At 50.0% G+C, this 12,347-nt stretch carries 25 protein-coding genes; 24 read left to right on the forward strand and 1 reads right to left on the reverse strand.

The window, feature by feature from the left end; all coding sequences use genetic code 11:
• Positions 1-234 precede the first annotated feature (234 nt).
• Both bfd and bfr read left to right on the forward strand, forming a co-directional pair.
• Positions 235-429: a bacterioferritin-associated ferredoxin gene (gene bfd / locus FEK50_RS22890; RefSeq protein WP_000289090.1), complete on the forward strand. Its 195-nt coding sequence runs from the start codon at positions 235-237 to the stop codon at positions 427-429.
• Between the two features lie 72 nt (positions 430-501).
• Positions 502-978 carry a bacterioferritin gene (gene bfr, locus FEK50_RS22895; RefSeq protein WP_000675515.1) on the forward strand — a complete coding sequence of 159 codons (477 nt, stop codon included), beginning with the start codon at positions 502-504 and terminating at the stop codon, positions 976-978.
• Here the strand turns inward: bfr and FEK50_RS22900 are convergent.
• Positions 975-1,442, reverse strand: a complete 468-nt coding sequence (locus tag FEK50_RS22900; protein ID WP_130206885.1) for an A24 family peptidase — start codon at positions 1,440-1,442, stop codon at positions 975-977. The genes bfr and FEK50_RS22900 overlap by 4 nt on opposite strands.
• Before the next feature lie 378 nt (positions 1,443-1,820).
• Here FEK50_RS22900 and rpsJ point away from each other — a divergent pair, with 378 nt between their 5' ends.
• The 22 genes from rpsJ to secY all read left to right on the forward strand — a co-directional run bounded on the left by rpsJ (position 1,821) and on the right by secY (position 12,325).
• A complete protein-coding gene (rpsJ, locus tag FEK50_RS22905; RefSeq protein ID WP_001181004.1) occupies positions 1,821-2,132 on the forward strand; it encodes a 30S ribosomal protein S10 in 312 nt (103 codons plus the stop codon).
• A 32-nt stretch (positions 2,133-2,164) separates the two neighbouring features.
• The gene (rplC, locus tag FEK50_RS22910) at positions 2,165-2,794 is read left to right on the forward strand and encodes a 50S ribosomal protein L3 (RefSeq protein ID WP_000579833.1); all 630 of its coding nucleotides are present in this window, start codon (positions 2,165-2,167) and stop codon (positions 2,792-2,794) included.
• Between the two features lie 10 nt (positions 2,795-2,804).
• Positions 2,805-3,410 (forward strand): 50S ribosomal protein L4, encoded by a 606-nt coding sequence (rplD, locus tag FEK50_RS22915; protein WP_000424395.1) that lies wholly within the window; start codon positions 2,805-2,807, stop codon positions 3,408-3,410.
• A complete protein-coding gene (gene rplW, locus FEK50_RS22920; RefSeq protein WP_000617544.1) occupies positions 3,407-3,709 on the forward strand; it encodes a 50S ribosomal protein L23 in 303 nt (100 codons plus the stop codon). The genes rplD and rplW overlap by 4 nt, the downstream gene beginning before the upstream one ends.
• A gap of 17 nt (positions 3,710-3,726) precedes the next feature.
• Complete coding sequence (rplB, locus tag FEK50_RS22925; protein ID WP_000301864.1) at positions 3,727-4,548, forward strand: 50S ribosomal protein L2; 822 nt, start codon at positions 3,727-3,729, stop codon at positions 4,546-4,548.
• 16 nt (positions 4,549-4,564) lie between these two features.
• Complete coding sequence (gene rpsS / locus FEK50_RS22930) at positions 4,565-4,843, forward strand: 30S ribosomal protein S19 (protein WP_001138117.1); 279 nt, start codon at positions 4,565-4,567, stop codon at positions 4,841-4,843.
• Positions 4,844-4,857: 14 nt separating this feature from the next.
• On the forward strand, positions 4,858-5,190 hold the full coding sequence (rplV, locus tag FEK50_RS22935; protein ID WP_000447529.1) for a 50S ribosomal protein L22: 333 nt from the start codon (positions 4,858-4,860) through the stop codon (positions 5,188-5,190).
• A 17-nt stretch (positions 5,191-5,207) separates the two neighbouring features.
• Positions 5,208-5,909 carry a 30S ribosomal protein S3 gene (gene rpsC, locus FEK50_RS22940; protein ID WP_000529945.1) on the forward strand — a complete coding sequence of 234 codons (702 nt, stop codon included), beginning with the start codon at positions 5,208-5,210 and terminating at the stop codon, positions 5,907-5,909.
• Between the two features lie 12 nt (positions 5,910-5,921).
• The gene (rplP, locus tag FEK50_RS22945; RefSeq protein WP_000941212.1) at positions 5,922-6,332 is read left to right on the forward strand and encodes a 50S ribosomal protein L16; all 411 of its coding nucleotides are present in this window, start codon (positions 5,922-5,924) and stop codon (positions 6,330-6,332) included.
• Positions 6,332-6,523, forward strand: a complete 192-nt coding sequence (rpmC, locus tag FEK50_RS22950) for a 50S ribosomal protein L29 (RefSeq protein ID WP_000644741.1) — start codon at positions 6,332-6,334, stop codon at positions 6,521-6,523. Before rplP ends, rpmC begins: the two co-directional genes overlap by 1 nt.
• Positions 6,523-6,777, forward strand: coding sequence for a 30S ribosomal protein S17 (gene rpsQ, locus FEK50_RS22955; RefSeq protein ID WP_000130100.1), 255 nt, complete (start codon positions 6,523-6,525; stop codon positions 6,775-6,777). Before rpmC ends, rpsQ begins: the two co-directional genes overlap by 1 nt.
• A gap of 164 nt (positions 6,778-6,941) precedes the next feature.
• A complete protein-coding gene (gene rplN, locus FEK50_RS22960) occupies positions 6,942-7,313 on the forward strand; it encodes a 50S ribosomal protein L14 (RefSeq protein WP_000613955.1) in 372 nt (123 codons plus the stop codon).
• Positions 7,314-7,323: 10 nt separating this feature from the next.
• Positions 7,324-7,638, forward strand: coding sequence for a 50S ribosomal protein L24 (gene rplX / locus FEK50_RS22965; RefSeq protein WP_000729185.1), 315 nt, complete (start codon positions 7,324-7,326; stop codon positions 7,636-7,638).
• Between the two features lie 14 nt (positions 7,639-7,652).
• Positions 7,653-8,192: a 50S ribosomal protein L5 gene (rplE, locus tag FEK50_RS22970; RefSeq protein WP_001096200.1), complete on the forward strand. Its 540-nt coding sequence runs from the start codon at positions 7,653-7,655 to the stop codon at positions 8,190-8,192.
• A gap of 14 nt (positions 8,193-8,206) precedes the next feature.
• Positions 8,207-8,512: a 30S ribosomal protein S14 gene (gene rpsN, locus FEK50_RS22975; protein ID WP_001118930.1), complete on the forward strand. Its 306-nt coding sequence runs from the start codon at positions 8,207-8,209 to the stop codon at positions 8,510-8,512.
• A 33-nt stretch (positions 8,513-8,545) separates the two neighbouring features.
• Positions 8,546-8,938, forward strand: coding sequence for a 30S ribosomal protein S8 (gene rpsH / locus FEK50_RS22980; protein ID WP_000062611.1), 393 nt, complete (start codon positions 8,546-8,548; stop codon positions 8,936-8,938).
• 12 nt (positions 8,939-8,950) lie between these two features.
• A complete protein-coding gene (gene rplF, locus FEK50_RS22985) occupies positions 8,951-9,484 on the forward strand; it encodes a 50S ribosomal protein L6 (protein ID WP_064524927.1) in 534 nt (177 codons plus the stop codon).
• Between the two features lie 9 nt (positions 9,485-9,493).
• The gene (rplR, locus tag FEK50_RS22990) at positions 9,494-9,847 is read left to right on the forward strand and encodes a 50S ribosomal protein L18 (protein WP_000358960.1); all 354 of its coding nucleotides are present in this window, start codon (positions 9,494-9,496) and stop codon (positions 9,845-9,847) included.
• Positions 9,848-9,861: 14 nt separating this feature from the next.
• Positions 9,862-10,365 (forward strand): 30S ribosomal protein S5, encoded by a 504-nt coding sequence (gene rpsE, locus FEK50_RS22995; RefSeq protein WP_000940121.1) that lies wholly within the window; start codon positions 9,862-9,864, stop codon positions 10,363-10,365.
• Between the two features lie 3 nt (positions 10,366-10,368).
• Entirely contained in the window at positions 10,369-10,548 is a 180-nt protein-coding gene (gene rpmD, locus FEK50_RS23000) for a 50S ribosomal protein L30 (protein WP_001140433.1), read from the forward strand.
• Positions 10,549-10,551: 3 nt separating this feature from the next.
• Positions 10,552-10,986 (forward strand): 50S ribosomal protein L15, encoded by a 435-nt coding sequence (rplO, locus tag FEK50_RS23005; protein WP_001238917.1) that lies wholly within the window; start codon positions 10,552-10,554, stop codon positions 10,984-10,986.
• A gap of 7 nt (positions 10,987-10,993) precedes the next feature.
• The gene (secY, locus tag FEK50_RS23010; RefSeq protein WP_001118861.1) at positions 10,994-12,325 is read left to right on the forward strand and encodes a preprotein translocase subunit SecY; all 1,332 of its coding nucleotides are present in this window, start codon (positions 10,994-10,996) and stop codon (positions 12,323-12,325) included.
• Positions 12,326-12,347: the final 22 nt, after the last annotated feature.

A 12,347-nucleotide genomic window follows, 5' to 3' on the forward strand; every position in this document is an offset into this window, starting at 1 on the left:
TGAAGGCGGCCGTACCGTTGGTGCGGGCGTTGTTGCTAAAGTTCTGAGCTAATTACGCGTTAATTAGTTTTGAATTAAAAAGGGCGCTTAGGCGCCCTTTTTGCTGCCCGTAATTTGAGTTCGAAATATTTCGTCGTAATTTCGCTGGCTGAACTGTGGCGCAAATAAAACTGTGCTATTGTAATCATAACTATTCTCATTTACACTTTGCGCAGAATTTGAACGGGAGTAATCATGTACGTTTGTTTGTGTAATGGTGTAAGTGACAAAAAAATTCGCCAGGCAGTCCGTCAGTTTCATCCTCAGTCTTTCCAACAATTACGCAAGTTTATTCCTGTGGGAAATCAATGCGGTAAGTGCATTCGCGCCGCACGCGAAGTGATGCAGGACGAGTTGATGCAGATGCCCGAATTTAAAGAGATTGCCTGAAGCTCACGCTTATTTTTTGACATCCCGCTAGCCCCATCTACGCTCTAATAGTGGAAGCGGAGGGACTATAAAATGAAAGGTGATGTTAAAATCATAAATTATCTCAATAAACTATTGGGAAATGAGCTTGTCGCGATCAATCAGTATTTTCTTCATGCCCGTATGTTTAAAAACTGGGGCCTGATGCGCCTTAATGATGTCGAATACCATGAATCTATCGATGAGATGAAGCACGCCGATAAATATATCGAGCGTATTTTGTTCTTAGAAGGGATCCCTAACTTACAGGATTTAGGCAAGCTAGGGATCGGTGAAGATGTCGAAGAGATGCTGCAATCCGACCTGCGATTAGAGCTGGAAGGTGCGAAGGATCTTCGTGAGGCTATCGCTTATGCCGACAGCGTTCATGACTATGTTAGCCGCGATATGATGATCGAGATCCTTGCTGATGAAGAAGGTCATATCGACTGGCTCGAAACTGAACTGGATCTCATCGGTAAAATCGGCCTACAAAATTACCTGCAATCACAAATTAAAGTTAAAGATTAACGGCCTGCCAGCAGACTATCCCAGCCTACAACGAAACCCGCAGCTGCCAGAAATGGCCCAAAAGGCAGCGGGTTTTTTAATGATTCTTTTCCTCTCATGAGCAGACCAATAACTACGGCTCCGCAAGCGAATGAGGCGGCAAGGAAAACCAGCCGTGGCAAGAAGGCCCATGTATGCCAGGCGCCAAGGGCGGCGAGAAACTTCACATCACCATAGCCTAATCCTTCTTTATGACGCAGTATGCGATATCCCCAGTAAATGACAGCGAATGTGCCGTAACCAATAATCGCCCCCCATAACGCATCGGCTAAACCGTCAGGATGACAAACCTGATAGAACAAAAGACCTGACCAGAGTAACGGGCAGGTAAACCTGTCAGGTAACAAGCCATGCTTTGCATCCCAGAAAAAAAGTAGGACTGATAAGCAAACGTACAAAATCAGAAAGGGAAGGGTAGCAACCATAAAACATCCTCTGTAATTGGAGTATCACCATCGAATAACTCCGGATACTCAGCAACAGAGAAATCGCTGATTTGTTAACCTGGTTCCAGTGAAAAACGCTATCTTCACGACCTTACAAATTTCGTGGAATGCAGCTCGCAATCTGTGCGTTGCGATTAATTTCTACCCGATGCTTGCGTCAATCTCAGATTTGCGTATAATGCGCGGGCTTGTCGTAGTTGACAGCAGGTTCAATCTGAACCTCAGTTAGCCGAATTTGGCTACCTAACAATGCTCCCAATCGGGGGGCTACGTAAGAACGGTTACACTCTCCCATCAATCGTAATGGGTCTGAGGAGTAATCATTTTCGTTTATAAAATAATTGGAGCTCTGGTCTCATGCAGAACCAAAGAATCCGTATCCGCCTGAAAGCGTTTGATCATCGTCTGATCGATCAAGCAACCGCGGAAATCGTCGAGACTGCCAAGCGCACTGGTGCGCAGGTCCGTGGTCCGATCCCGCTGCCGACACGCAAAGAGCGCTTCACTGTTCTGATCTCTCCGCACGTCAACAAAGACGCGCGCGATCAGTACGAAATCCGTACTCACTTGCGTCTGGTTGACATCGTTGAGCCAACCGAGAAAACCGTTGATGCTCTGATGCGTCTGGATCTGGCTGCCGGTGTAGACGTGCAGATCAGCCTGGGTTAATCAGGTCATTGAGCGATTGAGAGGTTGAAACAATGATTGGTTTAGTCGGTAAAAAAGTGGGTATGACCCGTATCTTCACAGAAGACGGCGTTTCTATCCCAGTAACCGTAATCGAAGTTGAAGCAAACCGCGTTACTCAGGTTAAAGACCTGGCTAACGATGGCTACCGTGCTATTCAGGTAACCACCGGTGCTAAAAAAGCTAACCGTGTGACCAAGCCTGAAGCTGGCCACTTCGCTAAAGCTGGCGTAGAAGCTGGCCGTGGTCTGTGGGAATTCCGCCTGGCTGAAGGCGAAGAGTTCACTGTAGGTCAGAGCATTAGCGTTGAACTGTTTGCTGACGTTAAAAAAGTTGACGTAACTGGCACCTCTAAAGGTAAAGGTTTCGCAGGTACCGTTAAGCGCTGGAACTTCCGTACCCAGGACGCTACTCACGGTAACTCCTTGTCTCACCGCGTACCGGGTTCTATCGGTCAGAACCAGACTCCGGGCAAAGTGTTCAAAGGCAAGAAAATGGCAGGTCAGATGGGTAACGAACGTGTAACCGTTCAGAGCCTTGACGTAGTACGCGTTGACGCTGAGCGCAACCTGCTGCTGGTTAAAGGTGCTGTCCCGGGTGCAACCGGTAGCGACCTGATCGTTAAACCAGCTGTGAAGGCGTAAGGAGATAGCAATGGAATTAGTATTGAAAGACGCGCAGAGCGCGCTGACTGTTTCCGAAACTACCTTCGGTCGTGATTTCAACGAAGCGCTGGTTCACCAGGTTGTTGTTGCTTATGCAGCCGGTGCTCGTCAGGGTACTCGTGCTCAGAAGACTCGTGCTGAAGTAACTGGTTCCGGTAAAAAACCGTGGCGCCAGAAAGGCACCGGCCGTGCGCGTTCTGGTTCTATCAAGAGCCCGATTTGGCGTTCTGGTGGCGTGACCTTCGCTGCTCGTCCGCAGGACCACAGTCAAAAAGTTAACAAGAAGATGTACCGCGGCGCGCTGAAAAGCATCCTGTCCGAACTGGTACGTCAGGATCGTCTGATCGTTGTCGAGAAGTTCTCTGTAGAAGCACCGAAAACCAAGCTGCTGGCACAGAAACTGAAAGACATGGCTCTGGAAGATGTGCTGATCATCACCGGTGAGCTGGACGAGAACCTGTTCCTGGCTGCGCGCAACCTGCACAAGGTTGACGTACGCGATGCAACTGGTATCGACCCGGTTAGCCTGATCGCCTTCGACAAAGTCGTAATGACTGCTGATGCTGTTAAGCAAGTTGAGGAGATGCTGGCATGATTCGTGAAGAACGTCTGCTGAAGGTGCTGCGTGCACCGCACGTTTCTGAAAAAGCGTCTACTGCGATGGAAAAATCCAACACCATCGTACTCAAAGTTGCTAAAGACGCGACCAAAGCAGAAATCAAAGCTGCTGTGCAGAAACTGTTTGAAGTCGAAGTCGAAGTCGTTAACACCCTGGTAGTTAAAGGGAAAGTTAAACGTCACGGACAGCGTATCGGTCGTCGTAGCGACTGGAAAAAAGCTTACGTCACCCTGAAAGAAGGCCAGAATCTGGACTTCGTTGGCGGCGCTGAGTAAGTCGGAGGAGTAATACAATGGCAGTTGTTAAATGTAAACCGACATCTCCGGGTCGTCGCCACGTTGTTAAAGTGGTTAACCCTGAGCTGCACAAGGGCAAACCTTTTGCTCCGTTGCTGGAAAAAAACAGCAAATCCGGTGGTCGTAACAACAATGGCCGTATCACCACTCGTCATATCGGTGGTGGCCACAAGCAGGCTTACCGTATTGTTGACTTCAAACGCAACAAAGACGGTATCCCGGCAGTTGTTGAACGTCTTGAGTACGATCCGAACCGTTCCGCGAACATCGCGCTGGTTCTGTACAAAGACGGTGAACGCCGTTACATCCTGGCCCCTAAAGGCCTGAAAGCTGGCGACCAGATTCAGTCTGGCGTTGATGCTGCAATCAAACCAGGTAACACCCTGCCGATGCGCAACATCCCGGTTGGTTCTACTGTTCACAACGTAGAAATGAAACCAGGTAAAGGCGGTCAGCTGGCACGTTCCGCTGGTACTTACGTTCAGATCGTTGCTCGTGATGGTGCTTATGTCACCCTGCGTCTGCGTTCTGGTGAAATGCGTAAAGTAGAAGCAGACTGCCGTGCAACTCTGGGCGAAGTTGGCAATGCTGAGCATATGCTGCGCGTTCTGGGTAAAGCAGGTGCTGCACGCTGGCGTGGTGTTCGTCCGACCGTTCGCGGTACCGCGATGAACCCGGTAGACCACCCACATGGTGGTGGTGAAGGTCGTAACTTTGGTAAGCACCCGGTAACTCCGTGGGGCGTTCAGACCAAAGGTAAGAAGACCCGCAGCAACAAGCGTACTGATAAATTCATCGTACGTCGCCGTAGCAAATAATTTTAGAGGATAAGCCATGCCACGTTCTCTCAAGAAAGGTCCTTTTATTGACCTGCACTTGCTGAAGAAGGTAGAGAAAGCGGTGGAAAGCGGAGACAAGAAGCCCCTGCGCACTTGGTCCCGTCGTTCAACGATCTTTCCTAACATGATCGGTTTGACCATCGCTGTCCATAATGGTCGTCAGCACGTTCCGGTATTTGTAACCGACGAAATGGTCGGCCACAAACTGGGTGAATTCGCACCGACTCGTACTTATCGCGGCCACGCTGCTGATAAAAAAGCGAAAAAGAAATAAGGTAGGAGGAAGAGATGGAAACTATCGCTAAACATCGCCATGCTCGTTCTTCTGCTCAGAAGGTTCGCCTTGTTGCTGACCTGATTCGCGGTAAGAAAGTGTCGCAGGCTCTGGATATTCTGACCTACACCAACAAGAAAGCGGCTGTACTGGTCAAGAAGGTTCTGGAATCTGCCATTGCTAACGCTGAACACAACGATGGCGCTGACATTGACGATCTGAAAGTTACGAAAATTTTCGTAGACGAAGGCCCGAGCATGAAGCGCATTATGCCGCGTGCAAAAGGTCGTGCAGATCGCATCCTGAAGCGCACCAGCCACATCACTGTGGTTGTGTCCGATCGCTGAGACTCTGGAGACTAGCAATGGGTCAGAAAGTACATCCTAATGGTATTCGCCTGGGTATTGTAAAACCATGGAACTCTACCTGGTTTGCGAACACCAAAGAATTCGCTGACAACCTGGACAGCGATTTTAAAGTACGTCAGTACCTGACAAAGGAACTGGCTAAAGCGTCCGTATCTCGTATCGTTATCGAGCGTCCGGCTAAGAGCATTCGTGTAACCATTCACACTGCTCGCCCGGGTATCGTTATCGGTAAAAAAGGTGAAGACGTAGAAAAACTGCGTAAGGTCGTAGCGGACATCGCTGGCGTTCCTGCACAGATCAACATCGCCGAAGTTCGTAAGCCTGAACTGGACGCAAAACTGGTTGCTGACAGCATCACTTCTCAGCTGGAACGTCGCGTTATGTTCCGTCGTGCTATGAAGCGTGCTGTACAGAACGCAATGCGTCTGGGCGCTAAAGGTATTAAAGTTGAAGTTAGCGGCCGTCTGGGCGGCGCGGAAATCGCACGTACCGAATGGTACCGCGAAGGTCGCGTACCGCTGCACACTCTGCGTGCTGACATCGACTACAACACCTCTGAAGCGCACACCACTTACGGTGTAATCGGCGTTAAAGTGTGGATCTTCAAAGGCGAGATCCTGGGTGGTATGGCTGCTGTTGAACAACCGGAAAAACCGGCTGCTCAGCCTAAAAAGCAGCAGCGTAAAGGCCGTAAATAAGGAGCGTCGCTGATGTTACAACCAAAGCGTACAAAATTCCGTAAAATGCACAAAGGCCGTAACCGCGGTCTGGCGCAGGGTACGGATGTTAGCTTCGGCAGCTTCGGTCTGAAAGCTGTTGGCCGTGGTCGTCTGACTGCACGTCAGATCGAAGCAGCACGTCGTGCTATGACCCGTGCAGTTAAGCGTCAAGGTAAGATCTGGATCCGTGTGTTCCCGGACAAACCGATCACTGAAAAGCCGCTGGCAGTGCGTATGGGTAAAGGTAAAGGTAACGTGGAGTATTGGGTTGCCTTGATTCAGCCGGGTAAAGTCCTGTATGAAATGGACGGTGTTCCGGAAGAGCTGGCCCGTGAAGCATTCAAGCTGGCAGCAGCGAAACTGCCGATTAAAACCACCTTTGTAACTAAGACGGTGATGTAATGAAAGCAAAAGAGCTGCGTGAGAAGAGCGTTGAAGAGCTGAACACCGAGCTGCTGAACCTGCTGCGTGAGCAGTTCAACCTGCGTATGCAGGCTGCAAGTGGCCAGCTGCAACAGTCTCACCTGTTGAAGCAAGTGCGTCGCGATGTCGCACGCGTTAAGACTTTACTGAACGAGAAGGCGGGTGCGTAATGACCGATAAAATCCGTACTCTGCAAGGTCGCGTTGTTAGCGACAAAATGGAGAAATCCATTGTTGTTGCTATCGAACGTTTTGTGAAACACCCGATCTACGGTAAATTCATCAAGCGTACGACCAAACTGCACGTACATGACGAGAACAACGAATGCGGTATCGGTGACGTGGTTGAAATCCGCGAATGCCGTCCGCTGTCCAAGACTAAATCCTGGACGCTGGTTCGCGTTGTAGAGAAAGCGGTTCTGTAATACAGTACACTCTCTCGATACGAATAAACGGCTCAGAAATGAGCCGTTTATTTTTTCTACCCATATCCTTGAAGCGGTGTTATAATGCCGCGCCCTCGATATGGGGATTTTTAACGACCTGATTTTCGGGTCTCAGTAGTAGTTGACATTAGCGGAGCACTAAAATGATCCAAGAACAGACTATGCTGAACGTCGCCGACAACTCCGGTGCACGTCGCGTAATGTGTATCAAGGTTCTGGGTGGCTCGCACCGTCGCTACGCAGGCGTAGGCGACATCATCAAGATCACCATCAAAGAAGCAATTCCGCGTGGTAAGGTCAAAAAAGGTGATGTGCTGAAGGCGGTAGTGGTGCGCACCAAGAAGGGTGTTCGTCGCCCGGACGGTTCTGTCATTCGCTTCGATGGTAATGCTTGTGTTCTTCTGAACAACAACAGCGAGCAGCCTATCGGTACGCGTATTTTTGGGCCGGTAACTCGTGAGCTTCGTAGTGAGAAGTTCATGAAAATTATCTCTCTGGCACCAGAAGTACTCTAAGGAGCGAATCATGGCAGCGAAAATCCGTCGTGATGACGAAGTTATCGTGTTAACCGGTAAAGATAAAGGTAAACGCGGTAAAGTTAAGAATGTCCTGTCTTCCGGCAAGGTCATTGTTGAAGGTATCAACCTGGTTAAGAAACATCAGAAGCCGGTTCCGGCCCTGAACCAACCGGGTGGCATCGTTGAAAAAGAAGCCGCTATTCAGGTTTCCAACGTAGCAATCTTCAATGCGGCAACCGGCAAGGCTGACCGTGTAGGCTTTAGATTCGAAGACGGTAAGAAAGTCCGTTTCTTCAAGTCTAACAGCGAAACTATCAAGTAATTTGGAGTAGTACGATGGCGAAACTGCATGATTACTACAAAGACGAAGTAGTTAAAAAACTCATGACTGAGTTTAACTACAATTCTGTCATGCAAGTCCCTCGGGTCGAGAAGATCACCCTGAACATGGGTGTTGGTGAAGCGATCGCTGACAAAAAACTGCTGGATAACGCAGCAGCAGACTTGGCAGCAATCTCCGGTCAAAAACCGCTGATCACCAAAGCACGCAAATCTGTTGCAGGCTTCAAAATCCGTCAGGGCTATCCGATCGGCTGTAAAGTAACTCTGCGTGGCGAACGCATGTGGGAGTTCTTTGAGCGCCTGATCACTATTGCTGTACCGCGTATCCGTGACTTCCGTGGCTTGTCCGCTAAGTCTTTCGACGGTCGTGGTAATTACAGCATGGGTGTCCGTGAGCAGATCATCTTCCCAGAAATCGACTACGATAAAGTCGACCGCGTTCGTGGTTTGGATATTACCATTACCACTACTGCGAAATCTGACGAAGAAGGCCGTGCTCTGCTGGCTGCCTTTGACTTCCCGTTCCGCAAGTAAGGTAGGGTTACTAAATGGCTAAGCAATCAATGAAAGCACGCGAAGTAAAACGCGTAGCTTTAGCTGATAAATACTTCGCGAAACGCGCTGAACTGAAAGCGATCATCTCTGATGTGAACGCTTCCGACGAAGATCGTTGGAATGCTGTTCTCAAGCTGCAGACTCTGCCGCGTGATTCCAGCCCGTCTCGTCAGCGTAACCGCTGCCGTCAAACAGGTCGTCCGCATGGTTTCCTGCGGAAGTTCGGGTTGAGCCGTATTAAGGTCCGTGAAGCCGCTATGCGCGGTGAAATCCCGGGTCTGAAAAAGGCTAGCTGGTAATTGTCACCAATTGAATCACGGGAGTAAAGACAGATGAGCATGCAAGATCCGATCGCGGATATGCTGACCCGTATCCGTAACGGTCAGGCCGCGAACAAAGCTGCGGTCACCATGCCTTCCTCCAAGCTGAAAGTGGCAATCGCCAACGTGCTGAAGGAAGAAGGTTTTATTGAAGATTTTAAAGTTGAAGGCGACACCAAGCCTGAACTGGAACTTACTCTGAAGTATTTCCAGGGCAAAGCTGTTGTAGAAAGCATTCAGCGTGTCAGCCGCCCAGGTCTGCGCATCTATAAACGTAAAGATGAGCTGCCGAAAGTTATGGCGGGTCTGGGTATCGCAGTTGTTTCTACCTCTAAAGGTGTTATGACTGATCGTGCAGCGCGCCAGGCTGGTCTTGGTGGCGAAATTATCTGCTACGTAGCCTAATCGGAGGAAAAAATGTCTCGTGTTGCTAAAGCACCGGTCGTTGTTCCTGCCGGCGTTGATGTAAAAATCAACGGACAGGTTATTACGATCAAAGGTAAAAACGGCGAGCTGACTCGTACTCTCAACGATGCTGTTGAAGTTAAACATGCAGATAATACCCTGACCTTCGGTCCGCGTGATGGTTACGCAGACGGTTGGGCTCAGGCTGGTACCGCGCGTGCCCTGCTGAACTCAATGGTTATCGGTGTTACCGAAGGCTTCACTAAGAAGCTGCAGCTGGTTGGTGTAGGTTACCGTGCAGCGGTTAAAGGCAATGTGATTAACCTGTCTCTGGGTTTCTCTCATCCTGTTGACCATCAGCTGCCTGCGGGTATCACTGCTGAATGTCCGACTCAGACTGAAATCGTGCTGAAAGGCGCTGATAAGCAGATGATCGGCCAGGTTGCAGCGGATCTGCGCGCCTACCGTCGTCCTGAGCCTTACAAAGGCAAGGGTGTTCGTTACGCCGACGAAGTCGTGCGTACCAAAGAGGCTAAGAAGAAGTAAGGTAACACTATGGATAAGAAATCTGCTCGTATCCGTCGTGCGACCCGCGCACGCCGCAAGCTCCAGGAGCTGGGCGCAACTCGCCTGGTGGTACATCGTACCCCGCGTCACATTTACGCACAGGTAATTGCACCGAACGGTTCTGAAGTTCTGGTAGCTGCTTCTACTGTAGAAAAAGCTATCGCTGAACAACTGAAGTACACCGGTAACAAAGACGCGGCTGCAGCTGTGGGTAAAGCTGTCGCTGAACGCGCTCTGGAAAAAGGCATCAAAGATGTATCCTTTGACCGTTCCGGGTTCCAATATCATGGTCGTGTCCAGGCACTGGCAGATGCTGCCCGTGAAGCTGGCCTTCAGTTCTAAGGTAGAGGTGTAAGATGGCTCACATCGAAAAACAAGCTGGCGAACTGCAGGAAAAGCTGATCGCGGTAAACCGCGTATCTAAAACCGTTAAAGGTGGTCGTATTTTCTCCTTCACAGCTCTGACTGTAGTTGGCGATGGTAACGGTCGCGTTGGTTTTGGTTACGGTAAAGCGCGTGAAGTTCCAGCAGCGATCCAGAAAGCGATGGAAAAAGCCCGTCGCAATATGATTAACGTCGCGCTGAATAACGGCACTCTGCAACACCCTGTTAAAGGTGTTCATACGGGTTCTCGCGTATTCATGCAGCCGGCTTCCGAAGGTACCGGTATCATCGCCGGTGGTGCAATGCGCGCCGTTCTGGAAGTCGCTGGGGTTCATAACGTTCTGGCTAAAGCATATGGTTCCACCAACCCGATTAACGTGGTTCGTGCAACTATCGATGGCCTGGAAAATATGAATTCTCCAGAAATGGTCGCTGCCAAGCGTGGTAAATCCGTTGAAGAAATTCTGGGGAAATAAACCATGGCAAAGACTATTAAAATTACTCAAACCCGCAGTGCAATCGGTCGTCTGCCGAAACACAAGGCAACGCTGCTTGGCCTGGGTCTGCGTCGTATTGGTCACACCGTAGAGCGCGAGGATACTCCTGCTATTCGCGGTATGATCAACGCGGTTTCCTTCATGGTTAAAGTTGAGGAGTAAGAGATGCGTTTAAATACTCTGTCTCCGGCCGAAGGCTCCAAAAAGGCGGGTAAACGCCTGGGTCGTGGTATCGGTTCTGGCCTCGGCAAAACCGGTGGTCGTGGTCACAAAGGTCAGAAATCTCGTTCTGGCGGTGGCGTACGTCGCGGTTTCGAGGGTGGTCAGATGCCTCTGTACCGTCGTCTGCCGAAATTCGGCTTCACTTCTCGTAAAGCAGCGATTACAGCCGAAGTTCGTCTGTCTGACCTGGCTAAAGTAGAAGGCGGTGTTGTAGACCTGAACACGCTGAAAGCGGCTAACATTATCGGTATCCAGATCGAGTTCGCGAAAGTGATCCTGGCTGGCGAAGTAACTACTCCGGTAACTGTTCGTGGCCTGCGTGTTACTAAAGGCGCTCGTGCTGCTATTGAAGCTGCTGGCGGTAAAATCGAGGAATAAGTAGCAGATGGCTAAACAACCGGGATTAGATTTTCAAAGTGCCAAAGGTGGCTTAGGCGAGCTGAAACGCAGACTGCTGTTTGTTATCGGTGCGCTGATTGTGTTCCGTATTGGCTCTTTTATTCCGATCCCTGGTATTGATGCCGCTGTACTTGCCAAACTGCTTGAGCAACAGCGAGGCACCATCATTGAGATGTTTAACATGTTCTCTGGTGGTGCTCTCAGCCGTGCTTCTATCTTTGCTCTGGGGATCATGCCGTATATTTCGGCGTCGATCATTATCCAGCTGCTGACGGTGGTTCACCCGACGTTGGCAGAAATTAAGAAAGAAGGGGAGTCTGGTCGTCGTAAGATCAGCCAGTACACCCGTTACGGTACTCTGGTGCTGGCAATATTCCAGTCGATCGGTATTGCTACCGGTCTGCCGAATATGCCTGGTATGCAAGGCCTGGTTATTAACCCGGGCTTTGCATTCTACTTCACCGCTGTTGTAAGTCTGGTCACAGGAACGATGTTCCTGATGTGGTTGGGCGAACAGATCACTGAACGAGGTATCGGCAACGGTATTTCAATCATTATCTTCGCCGGTATTGTCGCGGGACTCCCGCCAGCCATTGCCCATACTATCGAGCAAGCGCGTCAAGGCGACCTGCACTTCCTCGTGTTGCTGTTGGTTGCAGTATTAGTATTTGCAGTGACGTTCTTTGTTGTATTTGTTGAGCGTGGTCAACGCCGCATTGTGGTAAACTACGCAAAACGTCAGCAAGGTCGTCGTGTCTATGCTGCACAGAGCACACATTTACCGCTGAAAGTGAATATGGCGGGGGTAATCCCGGCAATCTTCGCTTCCAGTATTATTCTGTTCCCGGCTACCATCGCGTCATGGTTCGGGGGCGGTACTGGTTGGAACTGGCTGACAACAATTTCGCTGTATTTGCAGCCTGGGCAACCGCTTTATGTGTTACTCTATGCGTCTGCAATCATCTTCTTCTGTTTCTTCTACACGGCGTTGGTTTTCAACCCGCGTGAAACAGCAGATAACCTGAAGAAGTCCGGTGCATTTGTACCAGGAATTCGTCCGGGAGAGCAAACGGCGAAGTATATCGATAAAGTAATGACCCGCCTGACCTTGGTTGGTGCGCTGTACATTACCTTTATCTGCCTGATCCCGGAGTTCATGCGTGATGCAATGAAAGTACCGTTCTACTTCGGTGGGACCTCACTGCTTATCGTTGTTGTCGTGATTATGGACTTTATGGCTCAAGTGCAAACTCTGATGATGTCCAGTCAGTATGAGTCTGCATTGAAGAAGGCGAACCTGAAAGGCTACGGCCGATAATTGGTCGCCCGAGAAGTTACGG

The organism is Escherichia sp. E2586, assembly GCF_005781105.1.
Lineage (GTDB): Bacteria > Pseudomonadota > Gammaproteobacteria > Enterobacterales > Enterobacteriaceae > Escherichia.

Coding starts and splice junctions, on each gene's coding strand:
- bfd (WP_000289090.1), top strand. CDS start 235: ATGTACGTTTGTTTGTGTAATGGTGTAAGTGACAAAAAAATTCGCCAG.
- bfr (WP_000675515.1), top strand. CDS start 502: ATGAAAGGTGATGTTAAAATCATAAATTATCTCAATAAACTATTGGGA.
- FEK50_RS22900 (WP_130206885.1), bottom strand. CDS start 1,442: ATGGTTGCTACCCTTCCCTTTCTGATTTTGTACGTTTGCTTATCAGTC.
- rpsJ (WP_001181004.1), top strand. CDS start 1,821: ATGCAGAACCAAAGAATCCGTATCCGCCTGAAAGCGTTTGATCATCGT.
- rplC (WP_000579833.1), top strand. CDS start 2,165: ATGATTGGTTTAGTCGGTAAAAAAGTGGGTATGACCCGTATCTTCACA.
- rplD (WP_000424395.1), top strand. CDS start 2,805: ATGGAATTAGTATTGAAAGACGCGCAGAGCGCGCTGACTGTTTCCGAA.
- rplW (WP_000617544.1), top strand. CDS start 3,407: ATGATTCGTGAAGAACGTCTGCTGAAGGTGCTGCGTGCACCGCACGTT.
- rplB (WP_000301864.1), top strand. CDS start 3,727: ATGGCAGTTGTTAAATGTAAACCGACATCTCCGGGTCGTCGCCACGTT.
- rpsS (WP_001138117.1), top strand. CDS start 4,565: ATGCCACGTTCTCTCAAGAAAGGTCCTTTTATTGACCTGCACTTGCTG.
- rplV (WP_000447529.1), top strand. CDS start 4,858: ATGGAAACTATCGCTAAACATCGCCATGCTCGTTCTTCTGCTCAGAAG.
- rpsC (WP_000529945.1), top strand. CDS start 5,208: ATGGGTCAGAAAGTACATCCTAATGGTATTCGCCTGGGTATTGTAAAA.
- rplP (WP_000941212.1), top strand. CDS start 5,922: ATGTTACAACCAAAGCGTACAAAATTCCGTAAAATGCACAAAGGCCGT.
- rpmC (WP_000644741.1), top strand. CDS start 6,332: ATGAAAGCAAAAGAGCTGCGTGAGAAGAGCGTTGAAGAGCTGAACACC.
- rpsQ (WP_000130100.1), top strand. CDS start 6,523: ATGACCGATAAAATCCGTACTCTGCAAGGTCGCGTTGTTAGCGACAAA.
- rplN (WP_000613955.1), top strand. CDS start 6,942: ATGATCCAAGAACAGACTATGCTGAACGTCGCCGACAACTCCGGTGCA.
- rplX (WP_000729185.1), top strand. CDS start 7,324: ATGGCAGCGAAAATCCGTCGTGATGACGAAGTTATCGTGTTAACCGGT.
- rplE (WP_001096200.1), top strand. CDS start 7,653: ATGGCGAAACTGCATGATTACTACAAAGACGAAGTAGTTAAAAAACTC.
- rpsN (WP_001118930.1), top strand. CDS start 8,207: ATGGCTAAGCAATCAATGAAAGCACGCGAAGTAAAACGCGTAGCTTTA.
- rpsH (WP_000062611.1), top strand. CDS start 8,546: ATGAGCATGCAAGATCCGATCGCGGATATGCTGACCCGTATCCGTAAC.
- rplF (WP_064524927.1), top strand. CDS start 8,951: ATGTCTCGTGTTGCTAAAGCACCGGTCGTTGTTCCTGCCGGCGTTGAT.
- rplR (WP_000358960.1), top strand. CDS start 9,494: ATGGATAAGAAATCTGCTCGTATCCGTCGTGCGACCCGCGCACGCCGC.
- rpsE (WP_000940121.1), top strand. CDS start 9,862: ATGGCTCACATCGAAAAACAAGCTGGCGAACTGCAGGAAAAGCTGATC.
- rpmD (WP_001140433.1), top strand. CDS start 10,369: ATGGCAAAGACTATTAAAATTACTCAAACCCGCAGTGCAATCGGTCGT.
- rplO (WP_001238917.1), top strand. CDS start 10,552: ATGCGTTTAAATACTCTGTCTCCGGCCGAAGGCTCCAAAAAGGCGGGT.
- secY (WP_001118861.1), top strand. CDS start 10,994: ATGGCTAAACAACCGGGATTAGATTTTCAAAGTGCCAAAGGTGGCTTA.